Source organism: Chlorogloeopsis fritschii PCC 6912 (assembly GCF_000317285.1).
GTDB lineage: Bacteria > Cyanobacteriota > Cyanobacteriia > Cyanobacteriales > Nostocaceae > Chlorogloeopsis > Chlorogloeopsis fritschii.
Genome location: NZ_AJLN01000116.1, coordinates 613007 through 629611 on the forward strand (window position 1 = coordinate 613007; position 16605 = coordinate 629611).

Annotated in this window: 14 protein-coding genes; 7 read left to right on the forward strand and 7 right to left on the reverse strand. The window is 41.9% G+C overall.

Annotated elements, in window-relative coordinates; genetic code table 11:
- Nucleotides 1-227 precede the first annotated feature (227 nt).
- Nucleotides 228-2399, reverse strand: coding sequence for an amylo-alpha-1,6-glucosidase (locus UYC_RS0126560; protein ID WP_016874254.1), 2172 nt, complete (start codon nucleotides 2397-2399; stop codon nucleotides 228-230).
- Nucleotides 2400-2540: 141 nt separating this feature from the next.
- On the opposite strand from UYC_RS0126560, the gene UYC_RS0126565 reads away from it, so the two are divergent.
- The 3 genes from UYC_RS0126565 (at nucleotide 2541) to UYC_RS0126575 (ending at nucleotide 4870) form a co-directional block, all read left to right on the forward strand.
- Entirely contained in the window at nucleotides 2541-3140 is a 600-nt protein-coding gene (locus UYC_RS0126565) for a peroxiredoxin (RefSeq protein ID WP_016874253.1), read from the forward strand.
- Nucleotides 3141-3254: 114 nt separating this feature from the next.
- Nucleotides 3255-3806 (forward strand): peroxiredoxin family protein, encoded by a 552-nt coding sequence (locus UYC_RS0126570; protein ID WP_016874252.1) that lies wholly within the window; start codon nucleotides 3255-3257, stop codon nucleotides 3804-3806.
- Between the two features lie 338 nt (nucleotides 3807-4144).
- Entirely contained in the window at nucleotides 4145-4870 is a 726-nt protein-coding gene (locus UYC_RS0126575) for a hypothetical protein (protein ID WP_016874251.1), read from the forward strand.
- A gap of 16 nt (nucleotides 4871-4886) precedes the next feature.
- On the opposite strand, the gene UYC_RS0126580 is transcribed toward UYC_RS0126575, so the two are convergent.
- The 3 genes from UYC_RS0126580 to cofH all read right to left on the reverse strand — a co-directional run bounded on the left by UYC_RS0126580 (nucleotide 4887) and on the right by cofH (nucleotide 8417).
- Nucleotides 4887-6353 carry a family 10 glycosylhydrolase gene (locus UYC_RS0126580; protein ID WP_016874250.1) on the reverse strand — a complete coding sequence of 489 codons (1467 nt, stop codon included), beginning with the start codon at nucleotides 6351-6353 and terminating at the stop codon, nucleotides 4887-4889.
- A gap of 392 nt (nucleotides 6354-6745) precedes the next feature.
- Nucleotides 6746-7144 carry a photosystem II protein Psb27 gene (gene psb27, locus UYC_RS0126585; protein ID WP_016874249.1) on the reverse strand — a complete coding sequence of 133 codons (399 nt, stop codon included), beginning with the start codon at nucleotides 7142-7144 and terminating at the stop codon, nucleotides 6746-6748.
- 127 nt (nucleotides 7145-7271) lie between these two features.
- The gene (gene cofH / locus UYC_RS0126590) at nucleotides 7272-8417 is read right to left on the reverse strand and encodes a 7,8-didemethyl-8-hydroxy-5-deazariboflavin synthase subunit CofH (protein ID WP_016874248.1); all 1146 of its coding nucleotides are present in this window, start codon (nucleotides 8415-8417) and stop codon (nucleotides 7272-7274) included.
- A 493-nt stretch (nucleotides 8418-8910) separates the two neighbouring features.
- Between cofH and UYC_RS0126595 the strand changes: the two genes are divergently transcribed.
- The 3 genes from UYC_RS0126595 to UYC_RS35770 all read left to right on the forward strand — a co-directional run bounded on the left by UYC_RS0126595 (nucleotide 8911) and on the right by UYC_RS35770 (nucleotide 12126).
- A complete protein-coding gene (locus UYC_RS0126595; RefSeq protein WP_016874247.1) occupies nucleotides 8911-10155 on the forward strand; it encodes a glycosyltransferase in 1245 nt (414 codons plus the stop codon).
- An 86-nt stretch (nucleotides 10156-10241) separates the two neighbouring features.
- The gene (locus UYC_RS39610; protein WP_235181632.1) at nucleotides 10242-10865 is read left to right on the forward strand and encodes a glycosyltransferase family 39 protein; all 624 of its coding nucleotides are present in this window, start codon (nucleotides 10242-10244) and stop codon (nucleotides 10863-10865) included.
- The gene (locus tag UYC_RS35770) at nucleotides 10762-12126 is read left to right on the forward strand and encodes a glycosyltransferase family 39 protein (protein ID WP_235181633.1); all 1365 of its coding nucleotides are present in this window, start codon (nucleotides 10762-10764) and stop codon (nucleotides 12124-12126) included. Before UYC_RS39610 ends, UYC_RS35770 begins: the two co-directional genes overlap by 104 nt.
- Here the strand turns inward: UYC_RS35770 and UYC_RS0126605 are convergent.
- The gene (locus tag UYC_RS0126605; RefSeq protein WP_016874245.1) at nucleotides 12123-12728 is read right to left on the reverse strand and encodes a DUF3318 domain-containing protein; all 606 of its coding nucleotides are present in this window, start codon (nucleotides 12726-12728) and stop codon (nucleotides 12123-12125) included. The two genes, UYC_RS35770 and UYC_RS0126605, sit on opposite strands and share 4 nt — an antisense overlap.
- Before the next feature lie 111 nt (nucleotides 12729-12839).
- Between UYC_RS0126605 and UYC_RS0126610 the strand changes: the two genes are divergently transcribed.
- Entirely contained in the window at nucleotides 12840-13091 is a 252-nt protein-coding gene (locus tag UYC_RS0126610; RefSeq protein ID WP_016874244.1) for a hypothetical protein, read from the forward strand.
- A 46-nt stretch (nucleotides 13092-13137) separates the two neighbouring features.
- Here the strand turns inward: UYC_RS0126610 and UYC_RS0126615 are convergent, their stop codons facing one another.
- Together UYC_RS0126615 and UYC_RS0126620 are read right to left on the reverse strand one after the other, a co-directional pair.
- On the reverse strand, nucleotides 13138-14760 hold the full coding sequence (locus UYC_RS0126615; RefSeq protein ID WP_016874243.1) for an iron uptake porin: 1623 nt from the start codon (nucleotides 14758-14760) through the stop codon (nucleotides 13138-13140).
- Nucleotides 14761-14875: 115 nt separating this feature from the next.
- Nucleotides 14876-15520, reverse strand: coding sequence for a Crp/Fnr family transcriptional regulator (locus UYC_RS0126620; protein WP_016874242.1), 645 nt, complete (start codon nucleotides 15518-15520; stop codon nucleotides 14876-14878).
- Nucleotides 15521-16605: the final 1085 nt, after the last annotated feature.

Here is a 16605-nt window from a genome sequence, read left to right on the forward strand (position 1 = left end):
GACAATGGGGATAACGACGAGTATAAATCTCTAGAAGCTCGTTTTAGCCCTCCCAGTTATGGGATCGGCTCTCAAGATGTCACTGCTGGGAATGAGTACGAGCTTGAGTTTAAGATCCAACAGGTGGAAATCATCAGACAGTAATTATCATGTACTGCAGTGTCAAATAATCCAATTGGACTGGGTGCTTTTTAACTCCGGACTCAAGTGCGTAGCAGCTTAAAATTTTAACCCTGAAAGTGGCGGATTACCTCAGCAACGGATTTGGCTTGAGCGATCGCACCTTTGGGTGTGTGTGGCCGATCGCCATCAAAAATTTCCGAAATGGAGCCAAGACAAGCATCACTGCACAGGTGTTCCAGCAATGGTTGCCAGCTAAAGGGCAGTGGTTCAGTTGGGTAAAAACGCTGCCAAGCCCTGATATAGGGGCCTATTAACCAACTCCAAATTGTACCTTGATGGTAGGAGCGATCGCGTTTTTCGGAATTGCCTGTATATTTACCAATGTACTCTGCATCAGTTGGATCGAGAGTACGAAGACCGTAGGGTGTAAGTAAGCGATCGGTTGCCGTTTCTAGGATCTGACGCCCTTGCTGTTCAGAAAACGCACAATGGGCGAGGGAAAGTGCAATCACCGCATTAGGGCGTATTTGAGAATTGCGGCGATCGTCTGGCTCAATGGTGTCGTACAAATAGCCAAGCTGGGAGTTCCAAAACTTTTGCAGTGATTCTTTCACCTGTTGGGCGTGCTGGCTGTAACGTCGTGCTTGTTTAGCTAGACGGCTTGGTTCGGGAATAGCTTCTTGCTCGCTCAATATTTCTGCCCATCGAGAAGCCCAACACAAAGCTGAATACCACAGCGCATTAATTTCCACAGGTTTACCGCGACGAGGTGTCACAGGCTGCCCATCAACTATCGCATCCATCCAAGTGAGGGCGACACCACGAGCATCCCAACCAACTAGCCCATCCATCGAATCAACTTGGATGTTGTAGCGCGTACCACCGATAAAAGCTTTGTAGATTTGCTGCACTACGGGGTATTGCTCTGTTAAAAATTGCCAGTCTTGGGTAGATTCCAGGTACAATCCTAGAGTTTCAATCCACCATAGCGCTGCATCAATACTGTTATAAAAAGGTTCGCTATCTACATCTGGCAACGCATTGGGAATTAAACCGTGGCGACAGTGAAACCCCAGAGAGCGTAAAATATCTTTTGCCAAACTAAAACGCTGCGGAACTAAAGCCAAGCCCGGTAGAGCAATCAAGGTATCACGCCCTTTGTCACCAAACCAATGGTAACCAGAAATAACGGTAGGGCTAGCAATTGAACTGCGGTAAACGATAAATTGATCGCCTGCTCGTAAAAGTTGTTGCCAAATGGGGGATTGGGGATTGGGTAAATAGGCTGAGGAGCAGGGAGCAGGGAGCAGAGGGGAAGAAATTTCCCCCATGCACCCTACACCTTTTCCCCCTACTTCTTTCCTAGTCCCTAGTCCCCAGTCTCTAGTCCCTCCCTGCTCCCGTCCAAAAATTTGGCAAAGCCGCTCTTGCTCTATTTCTATGGCTTCTGCAAAACTTTCGTCGGTAAGGATGCTCTGAAATCTGTCGGGAAAACCGACTTTGGCTTCCACCGTAACTGCATCTCCGGGGCGAAGAGTAACTGTTAGGTAACCAGGGCTGTAGAGATCTTCGCGATCGCTCAATCCCCGCCTTGTTTCCTCTGGTAAATGATAATTCCAGTACCAAACTGCATCTGGTTGATATCTACCATGAGTCCAGCGCAAGTGCCAAGGTGTTCCAAAATGCCCTGCATCAATTGCTTGCAGGCACACTTGCTTCTGACCAAGTAATTGGGAAAAATGTAAATCTGGAATTGATTTTTGCTGGTTGTGAAAGTCGCGATCGCCTATCAACAGTCGCAACTTCAAAATCGCAACATCATTACCCTCATAACGATAATGAATTAAAAGGCGATGACTCAAACAAGAGGATACAGAAGCACCAGAACCTAAAGACGTAGAGAATTGATCCACTGCATCAGAAGTTTCTGCACTTTCTAACCCATAAGGCATGATAATCTGCCTGCTTAACTGCCAGTTGTCTTCGCCCCAAGTCCATTTGGGAACAGGGTTGATATCAAAATAGCGTAGCAGTTCGTAGCCCGTTGGGTCGAGCTGACCAAAGCCCCAAAAATTAGTTCCTAGTGCTATAAGTTGCTTTGGCAGTTCTAAGCTCGCTTCTAGATGCGAAAGCAGCAGTGTACGCCCAGAAGGCGGATTAGTAGCAGCAAACAGCCAACCATGATAGGTGCGAGTGCGAACATCTGAAACGGTACCACTAGCAAAACTTCCCAAGCCATTTGTGAGCAACCATTCTCTCGTATCTAAATCTACCATTTGCTACTCAAAATCGTTATGAGTATGATATAGTTGTAACAGTTCGTAATTAAGCTGTCAGGGCGTGGACAGGAAAGCGTTACCTGTACACAAGTAAAAAGCGGGCAGCTAGACACATATAAGTTCAAGGAGAATTAGTATATGTCAACAGAAGGATGCCTCCGCGTTGGTCAAAGCGCTCCCGACTTTACAGCCACAGCTGTAGTAGATCAGGAATTTAAGACGATTAAACTTTCCGACTATCGCGGTAAGTACGTCATTTTGTTTTTCTATCCCTTAGACTTTACCTTTGTTTGCCCTACTGAAATTATTGCCTTCAGCGATCGATACGAAGACTTTAAAAAACTTAACACAGAAATTCTAGGTGTTTCCGTTGATAGCGAATTTTCTCACCTAGCCTGGATTCAAAGCGATCGCAAGGCAGGCGGTGTTGGTGATTTGAATTATCCCCTTGTTTCCGACATCAAGAAAGAAATTAGCACTGCTTATAACGTCCTCGATCCTGCAGCTGGCATTGCTTTACGCGGCTTGTTCATCATCGACAAAGATGGCGTTATTCAGCACGCTACCATCAACAACCTAGCTTTTGGTCGTAACGTTGATGAAACTCTGCGGACACTGCAAGCTATTCAGTACGTGCAGTCTCATCCCGATGAAGTTTGCCCTGCTGGTTGGCAGCCAGGCGACAAAACAATGGTTCCCGATCCTGTCAAGTCCAAAGTGTACTTCGCTGCTGTTTAGTACAGTGGCAAACAGATAAATCATCACCACAGATAAACATAGAGATAACCTGTCTATCTGTGGTTTTCTCATTTAATATTTTAATAACATTTTTAAAATTATCAGGAAGAAAATATGTTGACATCTACTAATTTTAGCGGCTTATTAAATGAACGTTTTTTTAGAAATTTTCTACCAATTCCAGCCAGCAATCAGTTACCGCTAGAATTTTTAACACCGGACTTTCAACTACCGGATATTACTAATGGCACTTTAGTAAAATTGTCAAATTACAGAGGCAAAAAACCTATATTATTAGCCTTTACGCGTATTTTTACAGAAAAACAATATTGCCCCTTTTGCTATCCACATATCAAAGCATTGAATGAAAACTACGAGCAATTTCAAAATCGGGGCATAGAAATTTTAATGATTACTAGTACCGACGAAAGGCAAAGCCAAATAGTTGTCAGAGACTTAGGCTTAAAGCTACCACTACTAAGCGATCCTACTTGTCGGGTGTTTCGTTTATATAAAGTTGGGCAAGCTCTGGGAGCGCCTTTGCCAGCGCAATTTGTACTAGATAAAGAAGGCAGACTTCGCTACAAACATTTGTTTTCTTTCTTGGATCATAATGCCAGTGTAGAGACTTTGCTAGAACAATATGATTCATTGGTTAAGAGCTGATTGTCCAAATCCCTTTGGTGTAGGTAGAAGTGGCTTGAGAATAACTTGAGTGAGAATTGTTAATAGCGCACCTCGATCGCTCCTTTAATGAACGTGCAGAAAGCTTTCGCGCTTTATTTGCTGTAGTTGATAGCGTGATCGCATCTGCCGAGAAATATAGTACAATTGTACCAAATTCGATATATTTACTTTCAGCCTCTATCAACTCAAATTCCTGCTACTGAGTGATTGAGTAGTTATTATTGCGGGAATTATTAGTATATGGTGACTCATTTTGTCATGGCTTGATTCAAAGCTGAGGCTCGAAAAATAAGCAGATAGGAGCGTAAATAAAAAATATGGAAATTAAATTGGGGTTTGGACAAATTCCAAAAAGTCAATATATTTTTGTCAATAGAGAATCCGATTACTGTTGGTATATGCTCTCCGAAGATAAAAGACAAATACCGATTTATGATAAAGCTTTAACTGGGGTGGTTACAGGGATAGAAGTTAACAAAAAAGTTGAAACTTCATTTGGAGAAGCTGAAAAAACGGATTTATCTATTTTGGCAGATAAACCTTATATTATTCGCTCAGGCAGTGATTCTTACTTTTCTAAAAGTTTGTTACTTTCTTTGGATATTCTTACTTTTGAACAATTGCGTAAACCACTCACTATCACTGTCAGTCCTGGGGAGAAAAACATAGTCTTTTGTACAATTTACGACCCGGAAAATTATCGAGCTATAGATGTTAATTGGGACGGACATAAAGAGCTGAATTGGCAAGCCTTAGGGGAAAAAGTAAGTCTAAAACTCAATCAACTTCATAATTTTAGTCAAAAGCATACAGAAATTTCTGAGCATTCAACAATAGCTCAACTGCATGATATGATGATGCTTCAAACTGACATTTACTTAGTGCAATTAGGCTGGACGAAAGAGCAGGGTAAGCAGTTTTTGCAGCAGAAGTATGGCAAGCGATCGCGTCATCAACTTACGGATACTGAACTACTGGACTTTATGATTGTTATTTTTGAGACTTTACGCGCTCAGGCGATCGCTCCTCCCAAAGCCAGCTAATTTGTAGCATATTTACTCACTGTGCGCGGCAAAATTTGCGATTATTATCATGCTCCGGGTATTGCCAAGAATAAGCAAAATGGCTTACTCCTCTTTGTCGTGGTGCAAATTGGCGAAGCGCTTGCATTTGCGTTTCTAGGGGCGGGCGGCCATTTACAGATTTACCCCACTCACCAGCTATAGCCGGAATTACCTGCGTACCAGACTTTGCTGTGTTTAATACCTGTTTGACTTGTGCGGCAATACAGCTAACATTACCGCAATTAGCATAAGACATGGGATGCCATTCCAATGAACTTGGGAATCTATCCCAAGGCTGCAAGCGAGAATCAAACCCTCGTCCAACATTTTGGTTGGCATCAGGAAAAAATACTACTCCCGCAGGAATGCCAAGCTGTTGAGCTGGATAGGCTGCTAGGTTTACAAAATCCAAGATACCTTGCATGGCGTGAGCAACAGAAAGCTGCCATAACTCCATTTGTAATTGTGGCTGTCTTTGTTCTGGAGGCAGAATTGACTTTTGCTCTATTGGTGGGTTGCGCCCCTGCCATAGGGGTTCTCCTTCTTGAGGATAAAGTTTATCAACTTCAGCAATGTCCCCAGCTGTGATGTATCCCTTAGTCAAAAAGCGCCGAATAAATTCTTGTCCTTTATTATTCTGCGCTCGTTGAAATAAAGCTTGTTGGGTGGCTTCACTATACAGCCACAAATCTGTAACTTTGGTAGCGATGGAATCACTTCCTGCCTGGCGAGGATAGCGGATGTAGTCAAATAGTATCCCGTCCGGACGACGACGTATTACCTCTTGTACCATTTGGTAATAGTCGCGTTTTGCTTGCATATTGTAGGGGTCGATGAATACTTGCGAGCTATTATCTACAACATATAAGCTTGTTTGACCTTTACCATTGCGAGCGATCGCTCCTTCGCGATCGCGGCGTTGGGCATAAGTATAGCCAAAATTTGTTGTAAACATCCAAGCATAGACTTTAAGACCCCTTTCTCGTCCTTTTTGAATTGCTCTTAAAAGCAGATCGGTTTGTTCTGCTCCTGGAGTACGAACTACAGAAGGCCAAACTGTGGGGTTATTCGCCGTTGGCAATAGCACTTGCCCGTCGTAAAATGCTTCCAAGTAAACTTGGTTATAGCCCCGGTTGACAATCCGATCCATAACGTGTTCGACTTCTCCTGGGCGAGTATCACAAGGGTACAAACGCAACCAAATTGCTTGAACTTGAGGCCAGTTCCGATTTCGGCATTCTTGTAAAGTTTGTGCGTGTTGTCGCAGCAGTTGCTGATATCTATTTTTAGCTTCTTGATTGCCTCTTAGTCCTGACAAACGTAAGTTTTCTTTTTCTCGCGCTTGTGCCGCCGAGATCTGGCAAAGTTGGTTTACTTGCGCCTGCGCTGGTTGAATTCTAAAGTCAGGAACCAGCAAGGTACTACTAAGAATGGCAGCGCCTAGACGTAGCCAAAAGAACATTGTTTTTGCAGTATTCAAGGAACACTCGGACATACGTAAAAGTAGAATTACAAATCAATATCGACTCCAACTCATATGAATGAGGAAGTATATAAAAATTCCAGCTCAATTAAGTAGAGAGCTTAAAGCCTACTTTTGAAGACTTCCAAACCCCTATTTCTGTTGCCGCTTTTTACTTTTTATTTCATTTGCAGGAGATCGGAGTAAAACATCTACACGTATTTATTGTTAATCTTTTACTAAGTAACAATACATAGAAATCTTGAAAAATATGGCATTAGATTTAACAATGGTATCTATAATAAATTTTAGTAAATATTTCCCAGCCAAAAATCCATAGTCTACATCCAGTGATGTTTGACTATGGACTTTGAAATTTACATAGCGGATAGTTAAGCGCCACGCATTAGTGCCGCCTCAACTTGCTTGAACTCCTGCTCTAACCGATTCTTAAGCTTCTGTGGAACAGGACGATTGGGGTAAGAACTGTAATGTCCGGCAAGGGAGTTGAGGGCGGTTCGCATGGTTGTAAAGGAATTTAGTCCAGCAACAGAACTGTCCCTTTGATACCGAGCTGCAAAAGAGTTAATTTGTTGACGCGCTTCTGCTTGCGCAGCAGATTGTTCTGGTGAATTGTCTGGTATATCTAGGGTATGTCTCAAAGTATTAACTACATTCAAGGTATCTTGGCGATAATCACCACTCAAACCATCGGGACTACCGGAACAACCCATTAAGCCGATCGCTACAACTAAAACTAGGGCTAGCAGACGTGACCAATAGCGCTTCATAAGCATTATGTAAAACAATACGTAAATCAACGTCCATCCTATCTTGGATTGGTATCCTGGGGATCATTCTGGAGGAGGGGGGAGAAAAGGGAGTGGGGGACAAGGAGACAAGGAGAATAACTAATAACTAATGACTAATGACCACTTTCTGATAAAGAGTATCCCGTTGTTGATAAGGTCTTCCTATGGAAGCGATCGCTGCTTGTAAGGTTTCAACTTCCATGCAGGTACCACCAATAGCGCCCGCCATTGTGGTGATATGTTCCTCCATTAATGTGCCGCCGATATCGTTACAGCCCCAATTTAAGGCTTCAGTTGCACCCACAAGCCCCAACTTTACCCAACTTGGTTGATGATTGGGAATCAAGTTTCCCAAGTAAATTCTGGCTACAGCAGTGAGTAAAAGTGCATCAGCTAACACTGGCTGATCGCGTCCAACACGACGGCGTAATGGTTTTGGCGCTTCTTGTCCAACAAATGGTAATAAAATAAACTCAGTAATCCGGGCTGGATATTCTTGATTGATGGCTGTTTGTTGGAGCGATCGCAATTGTTCTAAGTGTCGAATTTGTTGTTCTGGTGTCTCTATATGCCCCGACAGCATGGTGCTAGTGGTGTACAAACCCAATTTGTGAGCCGTACCCACTATTTCTAACCAAGTGGCTGTGTCAATTTTTTCTGGACATAGGATACGTCTGACTTCATCGTCTAAAACCTCAGCAGCTGTTCCTGGCATGGAATCGACACCAGCATCTCGCAAAGCAGCTATCACCTGAGCATACGTCAGCCCGTCAGTTCTAGCTATGAATTGTACTTCTTGAGGAGAAAAAGCGTGCAGATGCAGATGGGGGAATTCCTGCTTGATTGTTTCTACTAGCTTGAGATAATACGGCAAAGATTGACCGTTGATTGTTGCTTGTGGATTTAATCCCCCTTGCATACAAATTTCTGTTGCACTTCGCCGTTGTGCGTCTTTTGCCTTCTCCAAAATTTGCATCCAATCTAACCAGTAAGCACCTTCCTCGCCTTCATCCCGTCGAAAAGCGCAGAAGCTACAGTGCTGCTCGCAGATATTTGTAAAATTGATGTTACGGTTGATTACGTAGGTAACGGTCTCACCTACTTGTCGTTGACGCAATCTGTCAGACGTAGTACGAATGGCAGCGATCGCTTTTTGGTCAGTCTGTTTTAATAACACTACTCCCTCTTCGGGAGATAAATTGTATCCAAGTAGGACACGGTCAAGAATTGCATCAACAGTGGTGCCTATCACATCTAATCCCGAAATCCTAAGAGATGAATTTGATTGATAATTTATCTATTAATTAGATTATACTTCTTGACCAAAACACCAGAGAACCGATTCTCACATAAATAGGTAAATTTTCTCTGCTTTGGCTTGCTTTTATTTGTATCTAGCTAGACTGACTGGCGGATTGACTCAAATTTTCTTTTACCATCTATCTTATTCAGTACTCTGTGCCATTCATAATTAAATCAAACTTCAAGAAATGCTGCTCAGAGTTCACTTGCTTTTTCTATTCAGTTTGCGTCTAACATTTTTTCTGCTTGAGAGCAAATGCTTATAAACGTTTAGATAATAATCAATATATCTAATTTAAAAGTAACTAATATAGTGATAAAATCAGCGTTTAATAAAGCAGTAACAGCATAATTATAGAATTAATAATATGTTTGTATATAAAGAAACTTAGTTTACTAAAAATTTTTATTAAATCAATCTTTCGCAACTACGACCCTACTTCATGAGTATTAAGCAACCTAATTTATTACTACCAGCACCATCAGGAGATTTGCAGATTTCAGAATTACCTTCTGCAACCTCGGATGAAGCTAGCGCTCTATTGAGCTTTTCTCTGGTAGTACCAACTTATAACGAGGCTGCTAACATCAACAAAATTGTCAGGATATTAAGCCAAATCTTGGATGAAATCATCCCTGGAGACTACGAATTGATTGTGGTAGATGATGATAGTCCAGATGGTACTTGGCAATTAGCTCTATCCTTAATTGCAGAATACCCACAGCTACGGGTGATGCGACGCCAGCACGAGCGAGGGCTTTCCTCGGCTATAATTCGAGGCTGGCAAGTAGCAAAGGGAAGATTTTTAGGAGTAATTGACGGTGATTTACAGCATCCACCCCATGTACTGTTACAACTTTTGAATGCAATTCAAGAGGGAGCAGATTTGGCAGTAGCTAGCCGTCATGTGGAAGGTGGTGGAGTAAGTAGTTGGAGTTTTATTAGGCGTTTTTTGTCTCGTGGTGCTCAATTGTTGGGATTGATAATCCTACCAAGAGTATTAGGTAGAGTTTCAGATCCGATGAGCGGTTATTTCCTGGTGCGTCGAAGTGCGATCGCCAATGTCAAGCTCAATCCTGTAGGGTATAAAATTTTGCTGGAAGTAATTGGGCGAGGCGATATTAGGCAAATTGCTGAAGTTGGTTATGTGTTCTGCGAGCGTAAAGAGGGTGAGAGCAAAGTCACTTGGAAGCAGTATTTAGATTACATCCACCATTTATTGCGGTTGCGGCTTTCCACCTTCCAAATCAGAGGATTGAGCGTGCATAATAGTTTTCCTATTGGCAGATTTATCCGTTTTGGTTTGGTGGGGCTGAGTGGGGTATTTGTAGATATGGCAGTACTTTACTTACTCAGCGATCCAACCACTCTGGGATTACCTTTAACTCGTAGTAAAATCATTGCCGGGGAAATAGCGATTTTTAATAATTTTTTGTGGAATGATGCTTGGACATTTGCTGATGTCGCCATGCAGCAAAAGCAATGGCATCAGCGCCTCAAGCGATTTTTGAAATTCAATATTATTTGCCTTGCAGGGTTGGTGTTAAATGTGCTGGTCTTAAATCTGGTGTTTAATTTCATTATTCATAATCGCTACATTGCTAACCTGATTGCGATCGCCGCTGCCACTGTCTGGAACTTTTGGGTTAACCTCAAACTGAGTTGGCGCGTCACACAAGTGAAATAGTTAAAACATAATGTACGATTTTGGATTGAACTTTCATCTAAAATGAAACGTCTGATGTCCAAATTACATATGTTGATGACAAAGCTATGACAGCTCCACAATATCCGCGTTGGCTCAACCCATTTCTGCTGTTGATTTGGCTTGTCATCGCCATTGGTTTGCGCTTAATCAACTTGACAGCCAAGCCACCTTGGACAGATGAATTTTCTACTTTAGTATTCAGTCTGGGAAATAGCTTTTTGCCTGTACCGTTAAACCAACCGATAACTATCGATGTGCTCTTACAACCGTTGCAACCACAACCAACTGCAAGTATTAGAGACGTATTGGCACATTTGTTTAGCGAGAGTAATCATCCTCCTTTGTACTTTGTCCTCACTCATCTGTGGATGAAACTATTTCCCACCCAAGCTGGTTTGGTTTCCTTATGGGGAGCGCGATCGCTAGCTGCTATTTTTGGTGCATTATCTATCCCTGCAATTTATGCTTTGAGCTGGGTTGCTTTTCGTTCCCGTTTAATCAGCCATTTAGCTGCTGCGATGATGGCAGTCTCGCCTTATGGCATTTTTTTTGGCACAAGAAGCCCGCCATTATACTTTGGCAATCTTGTGGGTAATTGCTTCCCTTTCCTGCTTGGTAGTAGCCGCACGCTACATCCAAAAGCGCATTCAATTACCTATATGGTTATCATTCTCTTGGATTGTAATTAATGCTTTGGGTATTGCTACTCATTACTTCTTTACCCTCACCCTCTGCACTGAAGCTATAGTTTTGATTTTTTTGGCTTGGCAACAGAATGAAGAGGACATGGGGCAGGGGAGACACGGAGACACAAGGAGAAGACGTGAGTCGCGATCCTTCCCCACCTCCCCCGCTCACCTTGTCCACGCCAGTCGCTACAACGGAACGCCAGGTGCTACAACGCGCTTAACCCGCGCAACGCACTGGCTCGGAAACCTCCGCAACGCGCTGGCTCCCCCATCCTCTTCCTCTGCGTCTTTACTCTCTCCTCCTTGGCGACGCATTTATGCAGTTGCTGTTGGCACTGCTGTAGCAGGTATAGTTTGGCTGCCAGTATTTTTACATAATACTTACGGTGATAGATTGGTTGACTGGATTCAAAGCGATCGCGTTGGTATCGCTTGGATCAGCCCAATTTTTCAAGCTTTGGCTGCATGGGTAACAATGTTTTGTTTGCTACCAGTCGAATCACCAAATCTAGCTGTGGCGATCGCATCGGGGCTGCTAATGCTGATTTTTCTGATTTGGGCAACACCGATTCTATGGCGTGGCTTTAGGGTGCAGCTGGTGCAACCACAAACTCGCTTAATAACCAAAGTTTTAGCTGGTGTAGTTGTGGCAGCGATCGCTTTATTCTTTTTCTTTACCTATTTTTTGAATATTGATTTGACACGCGGCGCTCGTTATAACTTTGTTTACTTTCCCGCTGTGGTAGTTTTACTGGGGGCAAGTTTAGCAATTTGTTGGAAAACTTCTGTATCAAAGAAGGAGAAATGGGGAGTCAATGGGAAAGTAAGTGTAGTAGTTATCTGGGTAATGGGATTATTAAGTGCGATCGCAGTTATTTGTAATTTAGGTTATCAAAAATATTATCGCCCGGACTTGTTCGTGCAATTAATTCAAAAAACATCCCAGGTACCAGTACTTATTGCTACTACCCAAAAAACACACGTACAAATTGGCGAAATGATGGGGGTAGCCAGAGAATTTAAACTTCAAAATACTCTCTCTCCTTCTCCTTTATTCTTACTCGCCCATCAAGACCAAAACTCCAATACTTCTACTACTGCCCTCCAAAACACTCTAAAGAGCTTGCCACGTCCTTTTGACTTATGGTTGGTGAACTTTAAGGCTGCTGAACCAGAGGAAGTAAAAAATTGTGCTGTCGAAACGCGAACTTTCCCAGCGATCAATGGTTATAAGTATAAAATTTACCATTGTCAGAATTAATTTTTATAGCCTTCTGGAACACCGATTGATGATAAACCAGCGATCGCCCGTAAATTTTGGCAACGAATTAATCCAGTGAAATCTAAAGCAGAATGCCCTTCAAGTTTTGCCACTGCCTCGATAGCAGACAAAAGATGTTGTGCTGCTTCAATTTCTGAGTAACCTCGCCGTTGTGCCACTTTAATTGCTACTTCATCAGCGTTTAACTGTGAGTGCTGAGAGCGGTTAATTGCAGTAATACGAAATCCAGCTAAAGTAGTTAATCCACCAGCTATAACTACACCTAGCGCATCTGCGTGCAAGAATTCAACCAATCCGCCTAACAATCCAGCCAGCACTACACCTTGATAAATATCAGGCTTAAACCACTTTACTCCTGTCAACCAGCTAACAGTCTGTAACAGCAATAAATCGCGTTGTGGCTTAGTCAATCGACGCCACAAATCGAAATTTATATATATAGGTCGTTCCCAGTTCCAAGGGAATGGAAAGGAGGTATCAATTACCTTTGCTTGCTCTGGTTTACTGATAATTTTAGTCATCATCCGAGCCGAGGCTGGTATCATATCGAACAAACGGCGAATTTCAGCAGTCGGCTCCATATTAACGTAGAAGGAAAAATCTATTTGTGTAAGGCGTAGGGGTGAGAGTGTCAAAATACTCAATCTATTGGATTGTAAGGTACAAATATAATAACTAATGACTAATGACTAATGACTATAGAAGCTTTTGCTCCCACCTCGCCAGAATGGACACACAAGGCAATTCATGCTCGCGAATTTTGTTGTCCTAATTGCCATGCCAGTAGCCGAGAAGCTGTGCAAGTCTGGATCAATCGTCGCTCACCTGTAATTACAGAAGACTATCGTCGCAAATGGCAAGAATTCTACCAATGTAAATGTAATTGTGCCTGGTGGGCTTGGAGTAGCGATCGCCCACCAACCGATCTCAAAAGTCAACTGTAAATAAAAACCCGCCATATGGCGGGCTTTTACTTGCTACCAAACAGTCTTAGAAAGTGAAGGTAGTACGAAGTGTACCTACATACACGGTGTCGTTGTTATCGTTGTGCTCAGGATTAAAGATAACCAACACACCAGGAGTAACAGCAATATTGTCGGTAAGTTGGTAACGATAAAGCGCTTCTAGGTGATAAGAAGTGCCATCATCTTCACGAGCGCCAATATCGTTGCTGGTAACTTTGGGTGGTTGACCAAAGAAAACACCGAGTAGATTTCCTTCTTTGCCAAAGTCTCTCAAAGCTAAATTAGCCATCCAATACCAAATATCTGCGTCTGCATCAGGCCCAGCCTCAGCTTCCGCGGTAGTGTAACCTACCCAACCACCAATAGCCAATTTAGAAGTAGGTCTAAAGTTAACTTGTGCACCGTAGTTATTAGAAGAAGTAGCAACAGCACCAAATGGTTGGCTAGCAAAAGCGCTACCAGTGGATTCAAACAGGTTGACGCCACCCTGACTATTTTGATAAGTGCGGACGTAAGTCAGACCTACGTTGAATGACTCACTGGGTTGGAAAGCTATCTGAGCAAGGGCAGAGTAGTTACCATCAAATAGACCTTCTCCAGCTAGAGGGCTGCTAGCATCGTTAGTACGTCCACCAGCTAAATAACCCACAGATGCAGACAAAGAGCCTTTGGGGTTGAAGGTTACAGTCAAACCTGCACCACCCGCACCTTGACGATAGATGGGGCTAAAGCGACCGTAGCGGGAAAGAGCACCTCGTCCTGAGCTAGCAAAGTCGGGGTTAAAGTTGTTAATGTTTTCGTAGTACTCACCGTTATTGGCGTCTACTTTGACACGAATTGCATCACTCAAATTGAAAGCGTAGTTAAGTTTATCGATTTGGACTTCGTTGTCAGTATCATTGTCATACCCCAAACGAGTCATGTTAGTACCCGCTGCTGTACCAAAGTTGGTTAGGTTACCAGACTGTAAACGGGTTTGCAACTGGTCAGTACCAGTAAAGCTGCTGTTCAAGCTCAAACGAACTCGGTTAGAGAAAGTTATATTATCGTCTACATCATCACCAGTGCCGTTAGCCTTCTCATCCCCAAAAGCTCCTCCGACGTTGAAGATCGCTTCCCCAACTAACTTAGTTGTGGTAGAAAACTGATTTGCTTCTAACTCAGCAGTGCGAGCTTCCAAGGCATCAACACGACCGCGCAGTGTAGCTAATTCCGCAGAAAATTCTTCTTGCAAACGCTGTAAAGTTGCCAGATCTTCTTTGGTTACTAAATCAGCTGTTGCTGTAGCAATCAATTCGTTGACCCGGTCTAAGCAAGCATTTAAACCTGCGGCAAATTCATAGCGGGTTAAAGCACGGTTACCGCGATATGTGCCATTGGGATAACCTGCAATACATCCGTAGCGCTCAACTAAAGACTGTAGTGCCTGGAACGCCCAGTCTGTAGGTTGTACGTCGGAAAATTGAGAAACAGATGTTACCTGACCCATGTTGTTGCCGCTAGAATTCTGAGACAACTGGGTTACAGAGGTTGCATCTTGGTTTAAGTCTTGCTGTACTTCTCCAGCAAAGGCACTGTTAGTAGCAAATAAAGCTGTTGCAAATACGACTGGACTTAGTTTTAACCAGTTCCAGAATAACTTTGTCATTGTGTTTATCTCACTCACACCTACTGAGTTAATCATGGCTAAATTTACAGAATATTTTTATTTTGTGGAAATTTAGCCACAATTTCAGCACCAATTATACCAAGACTAGGGGTAGTTAATGCAAGCTATCTAATGGACTTTTTCGCGTTTTTTCATTATTTTTAAATCCTTCATTAGGCAAACGTAGAATGATTCTACGTTTGTGACGTAAAAGATTACCTTCTTCCTCAAACTGTTGTAGTAAGCGCGTTACAGTTACTCTTGTTGTATTCAATACTTCTGCCATTTCTTGATGAGTAACATTGAGGTCAATGAGTTTACCTTGTTCTACATCCCGACCAAATTTTTCACTCAGCCAGACCAGAAACTGCCACAAACGCAAGTATATTGGTTTTCGATGTACGATACTCAAAAGTTCTTCTGCCTGTTGAATATGGGTTATTAAACTGTTAACATCTTGATTCCACAGATGTGGTGGTAATAGGCTCACTTCCACACTGGTCAGACACTCAATTTGATAAGGTTTCACTTTAGATAAGGGATAACCAATCAAATCGCCTGGTCCCCAATAACCCAAAGTAATAAATGTTCCATCTTCACTCCAGGTTAATGTCCGAACCGCTCCACGCTCGATTCTCCACAAAACGTCATTGCGTGCTGGAATGACTTCTCTACGAGTGAATAACCTTTGGGGCAGAGTTCCAGGTAAGCTTGAATTATATGAAGCAGCTGTATGTTGTGCGCGACTAGTGGGATACATCATTGTAGGATTTGATAATAGAGTACGTTACTGATAGATAAAGTTGCCTAAAATCTCTTTGTGATTTGCCATGAGTGCCGAATCATGGCTCAACTCATACAGGAGAATTTAGAAGTAGTCGGACTTTGTTGGTAATTAATCTCAACCAAAAGGTAGATGTTAAAGCAGAAAAGATTGTCGTAGGCTACTAAGGAATAAATTTATTTTCACTGCTCATACACACCTACCCTGAGATTAAATTTGTTGAACTCAGACTTACACTGGTATAAATTAATTCATCAATACTGATATTTTATTGATGTTGCTAACAGTGTAAGTTCCTGTGGATACTCTGATGTGAATGTTCAAGGAAATGAGGTCATTGCATAAATGTAATATATATTGTTGGACAAATTTGATACTTTGGAAACTATTGTCAGCTAAATTTGATACTTTGAAAGAAATAAGTTATTAAAAGTTTACTTGCAATTAGTAGTAAAACTAGATCGTTATTGCTGCTGAATGCTTAAGTATTTGTTAATTTTTACTTTAATCTAGTTAAGTAAGGAAGATTAATTGAAGATTTCGCTTCTAGGAAGGACGGTATTCTTCAAGTGTATATTTAGACGTTTAACCAGACTCTGGGAGCTAGTAGGAGTCTGAGAAATTAGCTGAAACGCCATATCTGTAGTACTTTGGAGTATTTATTTTTTGATGCCAAAAGCTGAGTTCTACTGGATATGATTTATATATAGATAAGGATATATAATAAGAGCATTTAAATATTGTTTATATCTATCGTTGAGATTGAGATTGAATTTGACAATAGAGAATGATTAATAGAAATTTTTTGTTTGGAGAGCCTTGCACTTAGTTGCAGCCAGCTATATATACTTATTTTTTAGAGTTTAAAGGTATAATATTTAATATTACAACTTAAGTCTAATATGATTTAAGTTACATTTAATACCACTTCTAGTTTAAATTTAAGTATTAATTCTAAGTAAAAATTATCTAACCTCAAATCTAGATGTAATAATTATGATTGCTATGCTTGAGTAAAACAAGTAGCAGTCGCAATTTTCCAACATATTTCGTTTGAATAT